Consider the following 15,262-nt stretch of genomic DNA (forward strand, 5'->3'; position numbering starts at 1 on the left):
CATTCACGGCAGTGGCGCAAGCGCTTCGCTCGGCGGCGTGAGCCGTGAGCCATCGCGTTGCCTCGGATTGGCCGCGTACGCGCGCTGCACGAAGGCACTCCAGGCCTGCGCACAACGCTTCACGCTGCCGCGACTCATGGCCTTGACCAGTTTGCCGTCCACACCCGAGACGCCACCATCGGCCTCGGCGCCGACCTCTGCCAACAAGGCGGCGAGGCGCGATCCAATACGGTGTGTCGCCCCTTTGGTGCCGACCGCCTTCCTGAAGGTGAACTCCTGGACGCCGTCGCGTACTTCGCCGGGTTCGACTTCGGCGCTGACCAGTTCGGGGTACTGCGCGCTGTACAGATCGCGCACTTCACGCGGCTCCAGCCCCGGCACGTCCGGCAGCAGGATGCCGTTGTAGCGGAAGCGCCGCTGGATTTCATTGACTTCGATGGACATCGTCACTCCTTGTGTCTTCAATGACGGCAACCAGAGTTCGGTTGCCTTGCAGTCAGTCTCTCAGCGGACTGCCGACCATCAAGCCCCGTCGTGCAGGCGAGGCATCGCGGTCGGTCATCGGAGGACACACGTTCTCAGCCGAACAGGTCCAACGAGGCACCGCCGGTGGTCGCTGCGGGCACGGCGCTGTCGTTCTCGATCTCGTCGTCGGCCACATCGTTCGCGGTATGGATCGCAGTCGCGACCGCGGCCGGGGTGGAGCGGGCCGAAGCGGCAGGCTTTGCGGCCTTGGATGCCGCGTCCCCGGCCTTCTTGACCGAAGCCAGCTTGGCCGCTTCCAGCACTTCCTTGGTCGCCTCCGCCTGTTCAGCGAGGCTGTGTCGGACCTCGCGATAGCCCCGCAGGGCCTGCACGAATCCGGCATCGAATTCCTGCGGCGTGGCCGTCAGGCTGAGCGCCTTCGTCAGCGCCGGTTCATCCACGTCCTTCTTCGGCTTCGGGATCACGTTGATCGTCATCCTGCCGGTCTTCTCGTCTGCGCTCACGGTCATCGTGAGGGTCGCGCCGATCGCCAGCGCATGCAGTTCTTCGAACATCTTCATGTCATTCACTCCTTGAACGGGAACACCCGATGGATTCATCCTATGGGGCGTCCCCTGGGTGTCCAGTGCCTGTTCGGCGTTCACGCTGCCAGAGCCTGCGTTTCGTCGTCGGACGGCGCGTCGGCGGCGCCATCCTCTGTGGTCTCTTGCGGCATCTCCTGTTCGTCGGATGCAGCGCCGGTGACGGCATGGCGCGGATAGCGCATGACTTGCGGCACCGTGCCACGGTACTCGAATCCCTTGACAGCCAGCAGCGCTGCGATGAACTCGGCCTTCTTGGCAGCCCGCGCAGTCCTGAAGCCCTGACCCATCGCTCGCTTCAAGCCGATCTCCCCGGCGAGGCTTTCCAGCTCGCTCATCGTGAACAGATCGAGGAAGGTCTTGTCCAGTAGGAAGTGGCGCGATTCATCGATCTCCAGGTAGTTCAACAGCAGCTCAAGGTTGTGCACATCGACGCCGAACGCAGCAGATGCGGCCACGGCCTGCACCAGCTTCGCCAGTTGATCCGCTCCGATGGCGTCCGCGCGGCGCAGGTGGCCTCCGAGGTCCGAGTGACGGAGGCCTCCGCTCGCTGCAAGCTTCTCGATCACCTTGCCGAGTTGCTCGCTGCGAAGATCGCTGCCGCGTCCGGCCAGCGCGAGAGCGATCAGGACGCGGTGATTCCGTTCGGGCTGCGTCATGAGCGCGTTCGCTGCCCATCGGCGCCACTGCGCGATACGGTGATCCACAACGCGTTGTGGCGTCTGGTTCGAGGGTTTGGTTGCGACCGCGCGCCTCGCCGGCTCGTGTGTGTGCTTTCCGCTCTTGTGCGCACCACTCTTCTTCCGGCTCGTTCCGCCGAGCGGCTCAGGCTTCGGACCCGCGTCGCGCTGCGCTTTGCGCCACGCCGCGACCTTCTGGCTGTTGCACCCCGCGTCGAAACACAGCGACCGCGTGACCTCACCGTAGGAGCCGGGCATCGCCGAGACGGCACAACCGAATGACTGGCACCCTCGGCATGAAACGTACTGATCGTCACCGACGCCAAGCGCCCCCTCCGCCGAAACCGTCAGTGGCGTGAATCCATCGGTGAGCTTCACGATCCGGATCACCGGGTACTCGTCCTTCAAGGCCGCGGCCCTGGCGACCACGGCCTGCAACGTCAGTTCGTCGAAGTGCGTCGGGTGCTGGCAGTAGCCGTCGCCGAGCGACTCGGAGAACAGTCCCGCCTGCCGCGCAGAGTTGTGTGGGCATCCGGTGCATGGCGCCGTGTCGAAGAGGGCGTCGGCCAGTCGTCGCACGTACTGGCCCAGTTGCGACTTGAGCACCACGACCGGCACCTTGTGCGCGACGATGGCGGAGAGCACGGTGTCCTGCTTCTCGGGGGGAACACCCGCCAGCAGTTCGGCATGTCCCTCCCTGATCTGACGCTGCGTCAGAGCCTTGAGTACGGCGGGCGTGCAGGCCATCAGCGCCAGCCGGCGCTCCAGCACGTCCGGCGACCAGCCAAGGTTGCGCGCAGTTTCTTGCTTGTCACCGCGGTTCCTCAGCAACTGGCGCTGCGCGGTGCGCGCCTCTTCTGCCACCGACATGCCGGCACGGTGGTAGTTCTCGATCAACGCGATAGCCTCGCTGTCGGCGTCGCTGGCTTCGCGGACGACGACGGGCATGTCGTAGCTGTCGCCGAACACGTTCTTGGCGGCGCGCCAGCGGCGCTCGCCGGCGATGATCTCAAGCAGGTCGCTGTCCGGGACGGGGCGCACGATGATGGGCTCGATCACGCCGAAGGCGCGAATGCCTTCTTCGAGTTCGGCCATCTCGTCGGGATCGAAGTACTCGCGGGGATTCTTTCCCTGCACGATCCGAGAGATCGGTAAGGTCAGTTGCATGGGTTCTCCTGGGTTGCGGCCCGCACGGGGCATGCTTCATGGTCCCCGCGCTGGCAAGGTCTTCAAGGTCGAGCGATGAACCGGTCGACACGGAGTTGCGGGACGCGGCGACGGTCAGGCGGCGTGTTCCGCCGGTGCGGTCACGGAACGCAGCAACTGCGACTGCGTGCGGCCCACGCAGCGCTCCAGCGTGCGCTGCAGCCGGCGCAGATGATCCGGAAGGCGCCCGAGGTTGGGGTCTTCCGTCTCGCGGCCCCACCAGATGCCGGCGTAGTCCGACACCACCCCGTTGTAGCCGTGGTCGGGGCCATCGCTGTCGAACTGCGCGCACAGCCCCTGGATGGCGTCGCGGTGCGACAGCCTGCGAACCAGGGTCAAGGCCTGCGGGTTCCAGACCACCCAGACGTTGCCGGCGTAGGCGCCAACGGCGTCCAGCCCGGAGGTCTTGAAGAAGTCATCCCAGGTGTCGTGCTCGGCTGAGCGCTCCAATGCAATGCAGCCACTTCTATCAACCCACCGTGCAGTCGGCGACAGCCAGGTCTGCAACACGCAGCCGCCCGTCTCGTACATGCCGTACTCGTAGGCCACCGAGAGCGTCTCGCTGAGACAGACGCCGGTGCCGGTGTAGCTCCGACTTCGGCCGCGACGAAAGCCCTCCCTCAGGATGACTGTCGCCGCCTGCGAGCGGGTGCCGTGGTGGAGCGGGCCGATGAGTTCAGGGTGTCGTGAGTCCATGCGAGCAGCCTCGCGCAGTGCGGCTGCTGTGCAAGCCCCGCCCCTGTCCACATCCACGCACCGTCATGCCACTCGCTGGGTATCTCCGCGCGAACATCCTGTCGCCATGACAGCGCGCGGTCGGCGAGTACCAATTGCCACCCTCAATGACCACCAATTCGCAGGCATTTCGGCAGGCGGCTGATCGGCGGGCCGATCTCGCCGAGCGCTGGCCCGCACACTGAGCGGGCACCCGGCTTCGGCCACGCGCGCTCTTTGGAGCGCTCCCGATTCGTGTCGGGCGTTGCGGACGTTACCCGCCTTCATGTATCGGCAGCGCCTCGCCGCTGCCACCTGGTTCCGCGCCCTGCGCCGAACTGAGTCCTGTGTCTGCCCGGCCGGCTCATCACGCGCATCACGGTCGACACCGCGCGACGGACTTGACCGCTTCGCCTTGAACTCCCGTGCGTCCACGGACGCCGGCAAATGCCTGCGGGTCGGCCACGACCTTCTTTGCCCAACCCACCCGGGGAGCACGCCTCCCCGATGGGTCGCCGTGTTCCCCATTCATTTGGAGAACACACCGATGGCCCGCATTACCGCGCCTTCCTTGTGGCTGCCCGGGTTCGACCCGGACACGCCTAAGCCCCCTGCCCCGTCATCCCTGACCGAGGGCGTTTCCTCAACCGCCACTTGCGAGCCCGCTGGGCCTGTCGAGTCGGCACTTGTAGCCAGCACTCTCGACGCTGGCCCGGAGCAAGCTCCAGCGAACGTCCGTGCCAACTGGCGCGTGGTCGCTGCGACCTCAGAGGCCACAGGCCGCGTTGTCTGGCCGCCGCTGACACGCTCCGACCTGAACGGTCTGACCGGCGCGGTCGCGAAGTTCGAAGCCAATCTGGCCGCCATCGACACGCTGCGCCAGATCGAAGCCGAAGAGCGTCCAGCCACCGCAACCGAACGGAAGATCATGCTGCGCTACACCGGCTGGGGCGGTCTGCCCGCGAGCTTCAACCTCGAAGCCGAAGACAGAAGCTGGGCCGACCGTTCGCGTCGCCTGCAAGCGCTGCTCGCCACCGAGGACTACGAATCGGCGCGCGCTTCCGTCAACAACAGCCACTACACCGAGGTCCACGTGATCGAGGCGATGTGGCAGGCCGTGGAACGCTTCGGCTTCACCGGCGGGCGCGTCCTGGAGCCTGCCGCCGGCATCGGTCACTTCATCGGGGCCATGCCGCGTGCACTCGCCGAGCGCAGCACGACGACGGCCATCGAGATCGACCGGGTTTCCGGGCGATTGCTCAAGACGCTCTACGTGCCGAGTGGCGTGGACGTGAGGATCGCGCCGTTCGAGAAGACGGCGCTGCCCGACAACTGGTTCGACCTGGTCATCGGCAACGTCCCCTTCGGCAAGTACAAGGTCGCCGACGTGAGCAACCGGGCCTACGCCCGCTTCAGCATCCACAACTACTTTTTCGGCCGCGCGCTCGACCTGGTGCGGCCCGGCGGGCTGGTGTGCTTCATCACCAGCAGCCACACGATGGATGCCCAGTACGACGGCGTGCGCGAGTACGTCGCCTCTCAGGCGCATCTGTTGGGCGCCATCCGGCTGCCCACGGGCGCGTTCGCCGGCATTGCGTCGACGGATGTGCAGGCCGACATCCTGTTCCTGCGCAAGCGGCAGCGAGCAGAAGAAGTCAAGGCGGAGTGGCTCACCTTGGGCATGGTGCCTGAGAGTCTCAAGCACCCGCAGTGCCATGAACGCTACCTGACGATCAACGCGTGGTACGCGCAGCATCCCGAGTTCTGCATCGGCCGCATCCGCCGCGAGAGCAACGGATACGAGGAAGTGCCGGTGGCGGTATTCGAAGGCGACCTCGAGCCCGCCTTGCGGGAGCGCATCGCGCTGTTGCCCGCGGGCGTCTTCCAGCCGGTGGCGGCCAAGCCTGCGCCCCTGCGGGTGGTGGTTGCGGCGCAAGCCGGGGCCCGACCGGGCAGCTATCGCCTCCATCAGGGGCGGGTGCATCGGGTCGAGGGCAGCGAGATGGTCGATGTCCATGACCAGCTCAACGCCACGCAACGCGCCCGCGTGACGGGACTGTGCGCGATCCGGGACCATGCCCGGGCTTTGCTCGATGCGCAACTGGCGGACGACGACGATGGACGGCTGGGGCACCTGCGGGCCATGCTCAACGGAACCTACGACCGCTACGTCGCCAAGCACGGATGCCTGTCCACGCGGGCCAACGCACTGGCGTTTCGGCGCGACCCGGACTACCCGCTGCTGCTGTCGCTGGAGCACTACGACGATGAGAGCGACACCGCGCGCAAGGCAGCGCTGTTCACGCGGCGCACGCTGACCCGGGTGGTGGAGCCCAGCACGGCGGGCGAGCCAGTCGAAGCGCTGGCCGCGTCCATCCAATGGCGCGGCCGGGTCGATCCGACCTACATGGCAGCGTTACTGGCTGCACCCGAACAGGCGGTGCTGGACGCGCTCGCCGAAGCGGGCCAGGTGTTCCTCGATCCATCCGACGGAGAGTGGAAAACCGCCGACGACTACCTGTCGGGCAACGTGAAAGCAAAGCTCAAGCGGGTTGCGATGTCGGGCTCGGACTACCAGCGCAACATTGACGCACTGGAACAGGTGCAGCCGGAAGACCTGCTGCCTGCGGCCATCGAGCCGCGCTTGGGCGCCGTGTGGATTCCGGCGATGGAGGTCGAGGGCTTCATCCAGCAAGTGCTGGAGCTCAAGGACTGCCAGGTGGGCTATTCGGCCGAGGCCGGCGCCTGGTCGGTGAAGTACGGCGAGTGGGAAGCACGCCAGAACGTGAAGGTGACTCAGGAGTTCGGCACCTCGCGGATGAACGCGATCGAGCTGGTGCAGTGCGCATTGAATGTGCAAGTGCCGACCGTGCGGGACCGCGATCCGGAAACCGACAAGTACTTCGTCAATCCGGACGAGACGCTGGCGGCACGCGAGAAGCTGGGGCTGATCAAGGAGCGCTTCGCGGCCTGGGCCTTCGAGGACACCGAGCGCCGCGAGAAGCTGTGCAGGATCTACAACGACCTGTTCAACGCGACACGGCCGCGGCGCTTCGATGGTTCGCATCTGAAGCTGCCGGGGTTCTCACGCTGCTACGAACTGCATCCGCATCAACCAGATGCGGTCTGGCGCATCGTGCAGTCCGGCAACACCGGGCTGTTCCATGTGGTCGGCGCCGGCAAGACAGCGGTGTGCGTGATCGCCAGCATGGAGCTGCGCAGGCTGAGGTTCGTCAACAAGCCGTGCCATGTGGTCCCCAATCACGTGTTGCAGCAGTACACGGCAGAGTTCGTTCGGCTCTACCCGAACGCGTCGGTGCTGATGGCCAGCAAGGAAGACCTGGAAGGCGACCGCCGGCGCGAGCTGGTGTCGCGCATCGCCACGGGCGATTGGGACGCGGTAGTCATCACGCACTCGAGCTTCGAGCGCATCAAGATGTCGCCGCAATTCACCGAGACCTTCATCAAGGAGATCATTCACGAGATAGAGATGGCGGTACGCGCCGAGAAGAGCAACGACCGGTCCAACCGGATCGTCAAGCAGCTCGAGGCGATGAAGAAGAACTGGGCGGTGCGGCTGGAGAGGCTGCTGTCCGACAAGAAGAAGGACGACCTGCTCACGTGGGAGCACCTCGGCATCGATTGCCTGTTCACCGACGAGGCGCATCTGTTCAAGAATCTGTACCGGTTCACGAAGATGACGCGGGTGGCGGGTCTGCCGATGACCAGCTCGGAGCGCGCGTTCGATCTATTCCTGAAGACGCGCTACACGATGCAGATTCATGGGCATGCGCAGCGTGGGGTGGTGTTCGCAACCGCGACGCCGGTGGCCAACACCCTGGCCGAGATCCACACGATGATGCGCTACCTCCAGCCCAAAAGGCTGGAGGAACTCGGGCTGCAGCAGTTCGATGCCTGGGCGGCCACGTTCGGCGAGAGCGTCACGGCACTGGAGATTGCGCCGGACGGCAGCGGCTACCGGATGCACACGCGCTTCGCGCGTTTCATCAACGTGCCCGAGCTGATGGCGGTGTTTGGCGAAGTGGCCGACATCCGCACGGCGGAGATGCTGAACCTGCCGGTGCCCAAATTGCGTGGCGGCAAACCGCGCATCGTGCCTTGCCCGGCGAGCAAGGCGTTGAAGGCCTTTGTTCAGACGCTCGTGCAACGGGCCGAAGCGATCCGCAATGGAAAGGTGAAGCCGCAAGACGACAACATGCTGGCGATCACCACCGACGGCCGCAAGGCCGCGCTGGACTTCCGGCTGGTGGCGCCGAGCGCGCGCTTCGATGAGAACGGCAAGGTCGCAGCCTGCGCGCGGGAGATTCACGTCATCTGGCAACGGACGGCGGACTTCCGCGGGACACAGTTGGTGTTCAGCGACCTGTCGTCGCCCAAGGGCGGCAGAGAGTTCAGTGTCTATGACGACCTGTGGGAGCGGCTGATCGAGGCCGGCATCCCGGAAAAGGAGATCGCCTTCGTGCACGATGCAGAGACCGACGTGCAGAAGGCAACGCTGTTCAAAGCCGTGCGAGAAGGCCGGGTCCGGGTGCTGCTCGGGTCGACCGCCAAGATGGGGATCGGCACCAACGTGCAGACCCTGTTGGTGGCCTTGCATCACCTCGATGCGCCGTGGCGTCCTTGTGACGTCGAACAGCGCGAGGGACGCATCCTGCGCCAAGGCAACGAGTGCGAAGAAGTGGAGATCTTCCGGTACGTGACGGAAGGAAGCTTTGACAGTTATATGTGGCAGACCCTGGAGACCAAGGCGCGTTTCATCGCTCAGGTGATGAGCGGCGACAAAGGACTGCGGTCGCTGGAAGACGTGGAGTTGGCGGCGCTGTCGTATGCCGAAGTGAAGGCCTTGGCCTCAGGCAACCCGCTCGTGATCGAAAAGGCAGGCGTCGACGCAGAGGTGGCCAAACTCTCGACCCTGTTCTCGGTGTGGCGCAACCAGCGCTATGCGAACGAGAGCGAGGTGGGCCGACTGCCGATGATGATCGAGGCGCTGGAGAAGAAAATTGCACTGTATTCACAGGATGCGACCCGGATCGAGCCGCAGACCATGCAGGGCATTTGCCTTGAGTTGGCCGGGCGGAAGATCGTGGGCCCGGACGCGGCCGGCGACGCGCTGCGCGGATTGGTGAAGGCCGCCAGGGAAGAGGTGCGCACGGGCAGCCGAATGATCGAACGGGTCGTCGGCCGCTTCGGCGGCTTCGACCTCGCCATCATCGCCGCACGCGGCGAAGAGACACCCAACCTGTACTTGGCCGGGCATTGCCTGTACAACGCCGAGCCCTATCAGACAGGCCCGGCGCTGGTGGCAGCGGTGTTGGCGGCGCTGGCATCGGTCGGCAAACTGCATGCCGATGCGATGGCACAGTTGGAGACCCGCCGCAAGCGGCTCGAGGCCATCCGGCTGGATCTGGCCCGCCCGTTCGAGCACGAAGGGCGGCTCACCGATCTGCTCGTCAAACAGCGCGAGTTGCTCAGGCAACTCGACCTCGACAAGGACGAGGCGGGCAGCGCGAAGGTCGACGCCGAAGAGGTGCAACAGGCAGCCTGATGAACAACTTCACCCCCATGGCCGAAAGGCTGTGGGGGTTTTTTGTTTGGCGCGGCCGAAATCGAAGAAAGTGCCGGGCCATCAAGGCTCGTACGAGCCGTATCGCTCGCCAGCTCGTGACTTCAGTCCCGGTCTCAGGCCTTCGCCATCTTCTTTGCCGGCTTTGCCACCACCTTGGGGGCCCCCGCCTTCGCTGCCTTGCGGGCAGCAGCCTTCGGATCGACAGCGGCCTTGAAGCCGGTACCCGGGGTGAACTTGGGCAGCTTCGCAGCGGCGATCTTGATCTTCGCGCCGGTGGATGGATTCACACCGTTGCGGGCCGCACGCGCGTGCGGCTTGAACGAACCGAAGCCGGCAATGACCACCGAGCCGCCCTTCTTGACCGTGGTGACGATGGCGTCGAGCAAGGCCTCGACGATGCGACCGGATTCGGCCTTGGACAGGGAATTCTTGGCGGCCAGGTGTTCGATCAGTTCGGCTTTGTTCATGTCTGAGTCATTTGAGTTGCCCCCGCACCTGCGGGTGCAGCGATTGTCCGGCACTGCAGCCCCATTCAAGGCAGAACGCGGTTGATGGCGGAGTGGCCCAACCAAGCCGCCACCCAAAACCCCGCGACATCACCGGCCGTTTCGGGTGGCATCGAATGCCGCCGCTCCCTGCCGCCTTGAACCGCATCGAAGTCGCTGCCAGACTCAAAGAGCTATTTGCGGACATCGCGTCCCCGCAGCCTTCACCGGGGACCTCGGTCTTCCTGAAGTCCAGCTTGCTGGCGTCGCAGTCGTTACCTGCCTTGTAGATGCCGGACTCCGATCCGGTCCAGCCCTCCGAATGGCTGAATGTCAGGTTCGGCCTTCGGGCTGAACAGTGCGCTGTGCTGATCGACCGCTGGTCGATCAGCATCGAGTCGTCGCCTGGGTTCAAGAGAACTTCAGGTCAGTAGTCCATGGCGCACCGCCAGGTGTTGCCACGAAGCCGCTCCGCCGTTTCACGGCTGGAGCATCCCAAACGGGGAACCCCAAGTTCCCCGCCAGGGATGGGTGTTCCCTTTCACTCGCTGAAGGAGAACACCATGTTCGCTGTCACTGTGACAAGAGAGATACGCGCCGTCGGCGTGCTGCTGGGAGGTTCCGGGCGTGCCCGGATGCTGACCACGCGCGTACCGCAGGTCGCCGCGTTGATGAAGCCCTTTGTGCCTGCCTTCGTGCAGACGTGCGGGGTTGCCGAGAACCGCGCCGCGGAAGACGGGTCATGCTGACCAGTCTGTACCGCAAGCGCATAGCCGCCCTGGCGATTCAACTCGCCAAGGATGACCCACCGTTGGTCAAGGAAGTGATCGCCCGCCTGAGAAAGGCTGGCGAGATCGAGCCCGACGACCTGGCCTACCTGGACCAGATCGCCGACCGCTGGATCAGGATTGCCGAAGAGAACCGGATGAGGACGAAGCGTCTTTCACCACGGTGAGCTGCGCAGGCAGTTTGACGCCTTTGCCTCTAGCCATCTCCGCGACGATCTTGTTCAGCAGATCGGGACGTTCATCGGCAAGCGTTTCGGTCCACGCGGCCAGCGCTTGTTCGATGTCGTCCTGTGTTCGCGCCCCGTCGAAGTCGAGACCGAGCGATCGGAATTCCTCGATTTCGTTGGGGGTGAACCGTAGTGCCTTGCCTGCACGAAGCATCGTGTGGGTCTCCACGCGTGAGTTGGTCAGCGTACCAGCACCGCACACAACTGCAACCCTCGGGGAGCGCACCGCTCCCCGCCGGGGATGGGTGTTCCCTCTTTCATTGGAGTCAACACCATGTCCCCTGAGAAACTCCGTCCTCGCGCAAGACGCTCCGGCGTCGAGTTCGAGGAAGAGCGAGCCTGGGTCACTTTCTACCGGCGCGTCGGTCACGATGTGACCATCGCCACGGAAGTATTGGCCCAGCTCGAAGGCGATCCGGAAATGAAGCGTGCCCACCTGGCGCTGTACCTGTGCTGCAAGGAGTCCCTTCGCATGCACAAGGCCCGACAGGCGCGCAACAAGCGGATCGGCCAGTTCGTCCGCCGGTTCTGCCACGGACTGTTCGTCGTGCCGGCGCAAGCCTTGCAACGCGCACTGCACCTTGGCGGCGACATCGCCGTCGAGTGTCTGCCGGAGTCCGTCAAGGAACCGGCCGTGCCCCAGGTGCGCAAGCTGACCCGAGAGCCCGAGTTCGCGCAAGCGGCATCGAGCTTCGGCCCGCAAGCCACTCGGCCGACCGTGGCACCCGCCACCACAGACGCGCAGGTTCAAGCCGCGCGCTCACCTCGGTCCAAGCCCACCCGCACGGCGGCTTGACCCCGAGCACCGGAGCTTCACCGTCCCGGGTTGCGGTTGCGCAGCGCTCGCTGCGCAGTCCCGTGTCGCCGAACGTTCACGCCCACCACCCGGTGGTGCGTGGCGTTCGGCCGCCCACCTCTTTCCTCCTTCGTTTCGAGGCGCCCTGCCGCCTCCGATGCCTGCCTGCGGCACCGCCCAGGACTCCACCTTCCCGTCGATCTGCCCAGCGCCGATCGGCACCCCTCATGAAAGGACCTTCCCATGGCCACTGCTGCCGATACCCTGCGCGCCATCGAAGCGCGCGCCGAACGCGCCATCGTCCAGGAACTGCGCCTGATGATGCAAGAGATCCTCGGCCTGCGCACCCAGCTCGTGCTGGAAGACCGTGCTCACGCCGACTCACTGCTGCTCAAACTCGACCATCGGGAGCGTGAACAAGTCGGTGCTCCGCGCAGCGAATCCAGCGCGCCGGACTTTCTGATGCCGACGCTGAGCTTGACAGTGTTCGAGACTTCTCTGCCGAAGGCCTATCGCGCCTACTTCTACGCGCACGATTACGGCGACCTCGAAGATGTCGTCACCGTGGAATCCTTCGACGCCGGGGTTCAGCTGGTTCGCGACCGGCTCGCGCGCGACGGTGACTATGTGATCACCGCCAGTTGGATCAAGCACCGGGGCGAGATGACGGTCGCGACGCCAAGCGGCATGGTCTTGGCCCGCATCGAAGCCGATGACAGCCGCACGCCCATGACGCAACCCGTTGTGCTCGATGCCTGTGACGCACTGCGGACCGGCGACGCTTCGCGCATCGGGCAATTGTTCGGCCGAATGCTAGAAGCCGCCTGAACCACGGCAGGGCGCGTCGCGTCCTGCCATCCCACCCCGAAGGACACCGGCCCCAAAGGGGGGGCCTGCCAGTGCCGCTTCGTGAGCCGTGGCGAGGTCGTACCTTCTTCCGTTTTGCAAAGAGGAAGGGAACATGAGGACCGATGAGATCAACTCCCTTGAAGCCCGGCGCGTCGAGCTCGGTGGGCGGACCGGGCATTTCTTCGTCGTGCTACGCCGCCTCCCGGCAATGCCCGTACTCTCGGTCGATCAGCCAGTGAAGGAATTGGGTGTCGCGCGACGCTCCCCAGTAGTGGGCCTTGCATCGCGCAATGTAGGCGTCCAGATCGGCGAGCGAGCGGATGTCCACCGGCTCGATGGCCGTGATCTTGGTGAAGCGTTCGACCTCCAGGCGGGTGAGTCGAATCTGTTGGCCGAAGCGGATCATGAGGATGTCGCAGCGAACGGTTTGCGCACCATCTTGGCGGAACTTCAAGGGCTTGTCTGCTGATCGGCAAGACTTCGAGCAAAGATTTCTCCAGCGTGATTTCAGTGTCATTGCAATCACACTGCGCCGCGTCCGCAACGCTGTCGAGCGGCGCTGTCGGCTTGCGCCAACACCTACACGCTGGCGGCGCCGTGCGTCCCCCTGGGGCGCCACCCACCAACCCCTTTGCCTCGCGGCGATTTGCGGTGGCGCCGCACCGGCCCGGCTTGAACATCCTTCGTCCGTCGGCAACACTTTGCTCTGCTCTCTGCATTCCATCGCGGAATGCTCTCCGGCGTGCAGCCGGCGTCGCAGTCGTTACCTGCCTCATCAACCTCATGCGGGGACCTCGTTCCCGTCACGGGTTCGGCGTTCCGCTTTCATTTGAAGGAGAACGCCTTGACCGCATCCACTTTGTCACGAGCGGAACTGGTCGCCGAACTGATGGCACCTCCGGCCATGGCTGGCGCTGCCCAAACAATTGGCGTCGGCGATGTCGAACCCAGGTACGATTCGGCGACCTCGCGCGACGGCCTGCTTGCCCGCAAGCTCGGCGCCGCCCGCGAACTGCTGCTGCGCGACCTGCAGGCGCAGATGCGCAAAGGCCCGGTCTTGGAGTCGCCGCAGGCAATCCGCGACTGGCTGCGCCTGTACTGCGCCGGGCTGGAGCATGAGGTCTTCCTCGTGCTTTACTTGAGCGTGAACCTTGCGCTGATCGAAGCGGTGCAGCTCTTTCGCGGCACGCTCACCCAGACCTCGGTCTATCCGAGGGAGTTGGTCAAGGGTGCCCTCGCTCGCAATTGCGCCGCGCTAATCGTCGCGCACAACCACCCGGGCAGCGGCAGCGTGGAACCGAGCCGTGCCGATGAACACCTGACCCAATGCCTGCGGGCCGCGTTGACCCTGGTGGACGTGCGCCTCATCGACCATTTCATCGTATCCGGCGACCAACTGCTCAGTTTTGCGGAGCGAGGCCTGCTGTAGCGCCGTGCGGCGCACGCGCATCACGATTCACTCACCCCCGAGGGGCGCCCTGCCTCACCGGGCCGGGCATGCCCTTCATTCAAGCGAAGGAAACCGCATGCCCACAAGCACCGCACCGCGCTGCCCGATCTGCCCCGGGCACGGCGTGCTGCTCGGCACGTTGGGACGGCTGCGCTGGTACCGCTGCTGCGACTGCGGGATGGATTTCAATCGTCCGTCCCGCACCCGGCCCTCACCGAGTCACTCACCCCAACGAGAGGGAGTCCGCCTTGGATAAGTCCACCGTGGCATCCCTGCTGCAACTGGCCGAACCGCTGGCCGCGCTGTCGATCACGCATCTGACGCCGTCCACGCGCCAGAGGCTCGCCGCAGACGACCTGTCGGTCAACGCCTATCCCAATGAGTTCGGCGGCTTCGTCTACGTTGGCGCGCCACGCTACAACGTGCCCGCCGAGGCCGACCTGGCCACGATCTTCGAAGTCGCCGAGAACGCCGGCATCGTCTGGCTGAAATTCGACAGCGACGCCGCCCTCGTCAATGGCTTGCCGGTATTCGACGAGGAGGACGCCGGCTGATGCGCCAGCCTCTCGCCATCGTCCGCTGAATTCATCGCCACCGTTCGGTGGCCCCGAGTCCCCGCAGGGCGTCGCGCCGCAAGGCCGACGCCCTGTTTCGTTTCAGGAGCTTTTCACATGCCTCACTTCATAGACGTCACCCGATGAACACGGTGACGCTCAATCACGAACAGCGGCTATACGTCATCGCCTTCGACGGTGGTGTCAGTTGCCTGGGTTTCGACAACGCTCGCGCCCACGCCAATCAGATCGCCGAGCGGCTCTGCCAGCCCGAGCTCGCGTTCTCTGCCTCGGACCATTCGGCGCTCACCGGCTATGCCAAGTACCTGCAGGCGACGCGGGCCTGGGGCGAATCGGCGCTGAACCGGCGGACCTACTTCGACCCGGGCACGGCGCCCGAGGTTGCACGGATGTTGGAGTCGTGCCGCAAAGCCGGCAACAAGGTGCGCCTGGTGCTTGGCGACACAACCACCGGCGAGTCGTGGCTCGACGAGTACGACGTCGTCGGCACCATCGGGCGCTCGACCGGTTCGCTCAAGGTTCCGCTGCTGATCGAGGATGGTGAGTACGGCGGTGGGGCAATCCTCACTGCTTGCGTCCTGTGCATCATCGACTGGCGCAGTGGCAGAACGCGGTACCGGCATCCTGCCTACCAAGCACCGGACCTCGGCATCAAGCCGACAGACGACGGCGTGCATCCGTGGGCCGTGCTGCTGCACGACAAGGAGATCGCACGTTTCAAGGATATTGGCAAGGCTGGCGCCTACCTCGCATTCATGCGCGGCGAGACGGTTGAGCCGAAGAGTTTTCGATGAACTTGACAGGGGCCTGGCCTGGAAGGATTTCCCTTCCGGGTCAG

16 protein-coding genes are annotated in these 15,262 nt (G+C 65.1%); 8 read left to right on the plus strand and 8 right to left on the minus strand.

Features of this window, described 5'->3' with window-relative positions; genetic code table 11:
- Positions 1 to 3: 3 nt before the first annotated feature.
- The 4 genes from ACWH49_RS26835 to ACWH49_RS26850 form a co-directional block, all read right to left on the minus strand.
- Complete coding sequence (locus tag ACWH49_RS26835) at positions 4 to 444, minus strand: PRTRC system protein C (RefSeq protein WP_448174226.1); 441 nt, start codon at positions 442 to 444, stop codon at positions 4 to 6.
- 134 nt (positions 445 to 578) lie between these two features.
- Positions 579 to 1,130, minus strand: a complete 552-nt coding sequence (locus ACWH49_RS26840; RefSeq protein ID WP_448174227.1) for a PRTRC system protein E — start codon at positions 1,128 to 1,130, stop codon at positions 579 to 581.
- A complete protein-coding gene (locus ACWH49_RS26845) occupies positions 1,127 to 2,914 on the minus strand; it encodes a PRTRC system ParB family protein (RefSeq protein ID WP_448174228.1) in 1,788 nt (595 codons plus the stop codon). The genes ACWH49_RS26840 and ACWH49_RS26845 overlap by 4 nt, the downstream gene beginning before the upstream one ends.
- A gap of 114 nt (positions 2,915 to 3,028) precedes the next feature.
- The gene (locus ACWH49_RS26850) at positions 3,029 to 3,649 is read right to left on the minus strand and encodes a hypothetical protein (RefSeq protein WP_448174229.1); all 621 of its coding nucleotides are present in this window, start codon (positions 3,647 to 3,649) and stop codon (positions 3,029 to 3,031) included.
- A gap of 565 nt (positions 3,650 to 4,214) precedes the next feature.
- Here ACWH49_RS26850 and ACWH49_RS26855 point away from each other — a divergent pair.
- Entirely contained in the window at positions 4,215 to 9,233 is a 5,019-nt protein-coding gene (locus ACWH49_RS26855) for an Eco57I restriction-modification methylase domain-containing protein (RefSeq protein ID WP_448174230.1), read from the plus strand.
- A 134-nt stretch (positions 9,234 to 9,367) separates the two neighbouring features.
- Here ACWH49_RS26855 and ACWH49_RS26860 read toward each other — a convergent pair whose 3' ends face one another.
- Both ACWH49_RS26860 and ACWH49_RS26865 read right to left on the minus strand, forming a co-directional pair.
- Positions 9,368 to 9,721, minus strand: a complete 354-nt coding sequence (locus ACWH49_RS26860; RefSeq protein ID WP_448174231.1) for an HU family DNA-binding protein — start codon at positions 9,719 to 9,721, stop codon at positions 9,368 to 9,370.
- Positions 9,722 to 9,728: 7 nt separating this feature from the next.
- Positions 9,729 to 10,133, minus strand: a complete 405-nt coding sequence (locus ACWH49_RS26865) for a hypothetical protein (protein ID WP_448174232.1) — start codon at positions 10,131 to 10,133, stop codon at positions 9,729 to 9,731.
- A 169-nt stretch (positions 10,134 to 10,302) separates the two neighbouring features.
- Between ACWH49_RS26865 and ACWH49_RS26870 the strand changes: the two genes are divergently transcribed.
- Together ACWH49_RS26870 and ACWH49_RS26875 are read left to right on the plus strand one after the other, a co-directional pair.
- Positions 10,303 to 10,488 carry a hypothetical protein gene (locus ACWH49_RS26870; RefSeq protein WP_448174233.1) on the plus strand — a complete coding sequence of 62 codons (186 nt, stop codon included), beginning with the start codon at positions 10,303 to 10,305 and terminating at the stop codon, positions 10,486 to 10,488.
- The gene (locus ACWH49_RS26875; protein WP_448174234.1) at positions 10,482 to 10,694 is read left to right on the plus strand and encodes a hypothetical protein; all 213 of its coding nucleotides are present in this window, start codon (positions 10,482 to 10,484) and stop codon (positions 10,692 to 10,694) included. The genes ACWH49_RS26870 and ACWH49_RS26875 overlap by 7 nt, the downstream gene beginning before the upstream one ends.
- Here ACWH49_RS26875 and ACWH49_RS26880 read toward each other — a convergent pair.
- Positions 10,642 to 10,908, minus strand: coding sequence for a hypothetical protein (locus tag ACWH49_RS26880; RefSeq protein ID WP_448174235.1), 267 nt, complete (start codon positions 10,906 to 10,908; stop codon positions 10,642 to 10,644). The genes ACWH49_RS26875 and ACWH49_RS26880 overlap by 53 nt on opposite strands.
- A gap of 219 nt (positions 10,909 to 11,127) precedes the next feature.
- Between ACWH49_RS26880 and ACWH49_RS26885 the strand changes: the two genes are divergently transcribed.
- Positions 11,128 to 11,550 (plus strand): hypothetical protein, encoded by a 423-nt coding sequence (locus tag ACWH49_RS26885; RefSeq protein ID WP_448174236.1) that lies wholly within the window; start codon positions 11,128 to 11,130, stop codon positions 11,548 to 11,550.
- Between the two features lie 243 nt (positions 11,551 to 11,793).
- The gene (locus tag ACWH49_RS26890; protein WP_448174237.1) at positions 11,794 to 12,378 is read left to right on the plus strand and encodes a hypothetical protein; all 585 of its coding nucleotides are present in this window, start codon (positions 11,794 to 11,796) and stop codon (positions 12,376 to 12,378) included.
- A 211-nt stretch (positions 12,379 to 12,589) separates the two neighbouring features.
- Here the strand turns inward: ACWH49_RS26890 and ACWH49_RS26895 are convergent, their stop codons facing one another.
- Positions 12,590 to 12,853 (minus strand): hypothetical protein, encoded by a 264-nt coding sequence (locus ACWH49_RS26895; RefSeq protein WP_448174238.1) that lies wholly within the window; start codon positions 12,851 to 12,853, stop codon positions 12,590 to 12,592.
- A 390-nt stretch (positions 12,854 to 13,243) separates the two neighbouring features.
- Between ACWH49_RS26895 and ACWH49_RS26900 the strand changes: the two genes are divergently transcribed.
- The 3 genes from ACWH49_RS26900 to ACWH49_RS26910 all read left to right on the plus strand — a co-directional run bounded on the left by ACWH49_RS26900 (position 13,244) and on the right by ACWH49_RS26910 (position 15,218).
- Positions 13,244 to 13,828, plus strand: a complete 585-nt coding sequence (locus ACWH49_RS26900; protein ID WP_448174239.1) for a JAB domain-containing protein — start codon at positions 13,244 to 13,246, stop codon at positions 13,826 to 13,828.
- Between the two features lie 284 nt (positions 13,829 to 14,112).
- Positions 14,113 to 14,403 carry a DUF5983 family protein gene (locus tag ACWH49_RS26905; protein ID WP_448174240.1) on the plus strand — a complete coding sequence of 97 codons (291 nt, stop codon included), beginning with the start codon at positions 14,113 to 14,115 and terminating at the stop codon, positions 14,401 to 14,403.
- 143 nt (positions 14,404 to 14,546) lie between these two features.
- A complete protein-coding gene (locus ACWH49_RS26910) occupies positions 14,547 to 15,218 on the plus strand; it encodes a hypothetical protein (protein ID WP_448174241.1) in 672 nt (223 codons plus the stop codon).
- Positions 15,219 to 15,262 lie beyond the last annotated feature (44 nt).

The sequence above is a fragment of the Rhizobacter fulvus genome (assembly GCF_964020785.1).

Coding starts and splice junctions, on each gene's coding strand:
- ACWH49_RS26835 (WP_448174226.1), bottom strand. CDS start 444: ATGTCCATCGAAGTCAATGAAATCCAGCGGCGCTTCCGCTACAACGGC.
- ACWH49_RS26845 (WP_448174228.1), bottom strand. CDS start 2,914: ATGCAACTGACCTTACCGATCTCTCGGATCGTGCAGGGAAAGAATCCC.
- ACWH49_RS26850 (WP_448174229.1), bottom strand. CDS start 3,649: ATGGACTCACGACACCCTGAACTCATCGGCCCGCTCCACCACGGCACC.
- ACWH49_RS26855 (WP_448174230.1), top strand. CDS start 4,215: ATGGCCCGCATTACCGCGCCTTCCTTGTGGCTGCCCGGGTTCGACCCG.
- ACWH49_RS26860 (WP_448174231.1), bottom strand. CDS start 9,721: ATGAACAAAGCCGAACTGATCGAACACCTGGCCGCCAAGAATTCCCTG.
- ACWH49_RS26865 (WP_448174232.1), bottom strand. CDS start 10,133: ATGCTGATCGACCAGCGGTCGATCAGCACAGCGCACTGTTCAGCCCGA.
- ACWH49_RS26870 (WP_448174233.1), top strand. CDS start 10,303: ATGTTCGCTGTCACTGTGACAAGAGAGATACGCGCCGTCGGCGTGCTG.
- ACWH49_RS26875 (WP_448174234.1), top strand. CDS start 10,482: ATGCTGACCAGTCTGTACCGCAAGCGCATAGCCGCCCTGGCGATTCAA.
- ACWH49_RS26880 (WP_448174235.1), bottom strand. CDS start 10,908: ATGCTTCGTGCAGGCAAGGCACTACGGTTCACCCCCAACGAAATCGAG.
- ACWH49_RS26890 (WP_448174237.1), top strand. CDS start 11,794: ATGGCCACTGCTGCCGATACCCTGCGCGCCATCGAAGCGCGCGCCGAA.
- ACWH49_RS26910 (WP_448174241.1), top strand. CDS start 14,547: ATGAACACGGTGACGCTCAATCACGAACAGCGGCTATACGTCATCGCC.